General features: G+C 53.4%; 3 protein-coding genes and 1 pseudogene. All 4 read left to right on the top strand.

Annotated features, from left to right (window positions below; genetic code table 11):
* Positions 1–448: exodeoxyribonuclease III (locus tag lacNas_RS03690; protein ID WP_201332020.1), on the top strand; the 448-nt coding region annotated here is incomplete at its 5' end.
* Positions 449–528: 80 nt separating this feature from the next.
* On the top strand, positions 529–1065 hold the full coding sequence (locus lacNas_RS03685; RefSeq protein WP_201332019.1) for a cyclophilin-like fold protein: 537 nt from the start codon (positions 529–531) through the stop codon (positions 1063–1065).
* Between the two features lie 187 nt (positions 1066–1252).
* Positions 1253–2161: an L-lactate dehydrogenase gene (locus lacNas_RS03680; protein ID WP_201332018.1), complete on the top strand. Its 909-nt coding sequence runs from the start codon at positions 1253–1255 to the stop codon at positions 2159–2161.
* A 102-nt stretch (positions 2162–2263) separates the two neighbouring features.
* Positions 2264–2423 (top strand): annotated as a pseudogene (locus lacNas_RS03675) (aldo/keto reductase); the annotation flags it as partial.

The raw sequence follows: 2423 nt of genomic DNA, 5'->3' as shown, positions 1-2423 counted from the left end.
CTACACGCCCAACGCCGGCAGCGGTCTGGCCCGCTTAGGCGACCGGCAGGAGTGGGACAAGTGCTACCGGGACTACCTGCAGGAGCTGGACCAGGCCAAGCCGGTCCTGGCCAGCGGCGACTTCAACGCGGCCTACCAGGAAATCGACTTGAAGCACCCGGAATCCAACCACCACTCCGCCGGCTTTACGGATGAGGAACGGGCCGGCTTCGGCCGCCTGCTGGATGCCGGTTTCACCGACACCTTCCGCCAGCTGCACGGGCCGGTTGAAGGGGTCTACTCCTGGTGGGCTCAGCGGGTGCGCACGGCCAAGGCCAACAATTCAGGCTGGAGAATCGATTACTGGCTGGTCTCCAACCGTCTGGCCGACCAAGTGAAGAAATCGGAAATGATCGCGACCGGGGAAAGAGCAGATCATTGCCCAATTTTATTGGAAATTGATTTATAATTCAGTTACAATAGAGTGTTGGAGGGTGAAAAACAGGTAAATTTTTTCATCTCAATTAGTAATATGAGGTGTCTGTGTATATGAAGAAACTAGAAAAAGGGGTCATTGGCTTGATTCTGGCGATCATTGCCGGGACAGCAGTCACGGCTGTCAGCAGCAGCGGCCAGCAGGCCGAGAACAGCTCGGAAGCCTTTGACAAATCCGAATACCGCAAGGCCGTCAAATCGACCAACTATCACAAGAAGAGTGCCCTGAAGATTGAGCTGTCCAGCAAGAAGGACAAGGTTACTGGCATCATGCCCAAGTCGCCGGCCAGCCTCAGTCTGCTCAAGCAGTGGAAGATGGACTCTGACCTGGACTTTCAGCCAGGCAAGCAGGCTGGTCTCTTGATCAGCAAGCAGAAAGTCAGTCTGCCGACTGCAAACGGGCAGGAGCTGGTTCACGCCACGACCGGCGAAATCGGCTATGATCCGCAGCGCAAGCGGATCCTGGTTTTTGCCAAGGACAGGGACTACAGCAACGGCTTCTACCCGCTGGGGCACTTGAAGCGAAATGATCCGAACCCGTCGAATCTGAGTACGGACCAGGACATGCTGGAATTCAGTTTTAAGGATTAAAAGCAAAAGAACTTCCGCTTTGGCTGGAAGTTCTTTTTTTGTCCGCTTTTTTCCGGTCTTTCTTGAAAATTTATCAGATCTTGAACTTTTTTTAAGCGGTCAAGGCTTGCGCTTTGTCTAAAAATGTTTTATTGTTGATTATGAGAAAATAATTGACTATACATTAAAAAACAAGGAGGAACCTTTGATGAGAAAAGTAGCAGTGATTGGCTTGGGACACGTCGGGGCAACTGTCGCCTTTACCTTGTTCACGCATGGCGTGGCTGACGAACTGGTTTTGCTCGACAAGAACGAAGACAAGTGCCGGGCTGAATGGGGCGACTTGCGCGACACCCTGGCAAGAAACGACTTCTACGTCAAGGTCAACTGGGGCGACTGGAGCGAATTGGCGGATACTGACGTAATCATCACCGCTTTCGGGGACGTGGCCGCAACCATCAAGACTGGCGACCGCTTTGCTGAATTCCCGATCAACACCAAGAACGCGGTTGAAGTCGGCAAGAAGATCAAGGACAGCGGCTTCAAGGGCGTGATCATCAACATCTCCAACCCTTGTGACGTGGTAACTTCAATCTTGCAAAAGGAAACCGGCCTGCCAAAGAACCAGGTCTTCGGCACGGGGACCTTCCTGGACACTTCCAGAATGCAGCGGGTTGTCGGCGAAAAGCTGGGCCAAGACCCAAGCAACGTTTCCGGCTTCAACCTGGGCGAGCACGGGTCCAGCCAATTCACGGCCTGGTCAACTGTCCGCATCAACAACCGTCCGGCTACCGACCTCTTCAACGAAGAAGAAAAGACGGAAATGGACCGCTTGAGCAAGGACAACGCCTTCATGGTCGGCAAGGGCAAGGGCTACACCTGCTACGCCGTGGCAACCTGCGCGGTGCGTCTGGCCAGAGCAGTCTTCGCTGACGCCAAGTTCTACGGCCCGACCAGCTGCTACGTTGAATCCGTAGGGACCTACATCGGCTACCCGTCAATCGTTGGCAAGCACGGGGTTGAAGAAGTGCCGGTTCTGGACCTGCCAGCTGACGAGCAGGCTAAATTGGAAGCTTCAGCCAACAAGCTGAAGGAAAACTTGGCCAAGCTCGACTAAAAGAAACAATAATGTAACAAAGAATCCTCCCGTTGGGGAGGATTTTTTTGTTATAATAATCTAAATTACAAAAAGTAAGTTGATTCTGACAGGAGGGAAACAATGACTTTGCATAGTTTGGAAGATACTTATGAACTCGCCAACGGCGTCAAGATTCCGGTGATCGGTTTCGGCACCTGGCAGACCCCGGACGGGGACGTGGCCCAGGCAGCGGTGGAAGCTGCCCAGGACGCCGGCTACCGGCACATCGATACCGCGGCGG

Origin of the sequence: Lactobacillus nasalidis (assembly GCF_016587775.1) — a bacterium.
GTDB classification, from domain to species: Bacteria; Bacillota; Bacilli; order Lactobacillales; family Lactobacillaceae; genus Lactobacillus; species Lactobacillus nasalidis.
The sequence above is the reverse complement of the archived record's forward strand: the minus strand, read 5'-3'. Positions and strand labels throughout refer to the sequence as shown.

Excerpts from the sequence above, each read along its gene's own strand:
- lacNas_RS03685 (WP_201332019.1), top strand. The coding sequence starts at position 529 with ATGAAGAAACTAGAAAAAGGGGTCATTGGCTTGATTCTGGCGATCATT.
- lacNas_RS03680 (WP_201332018.1), top strand. The coding sequence starts at position 1,253 with ATGAGAAAAGTAGCAGTGATTGGCTTGGGACACGTCGGGGCAACTGTC.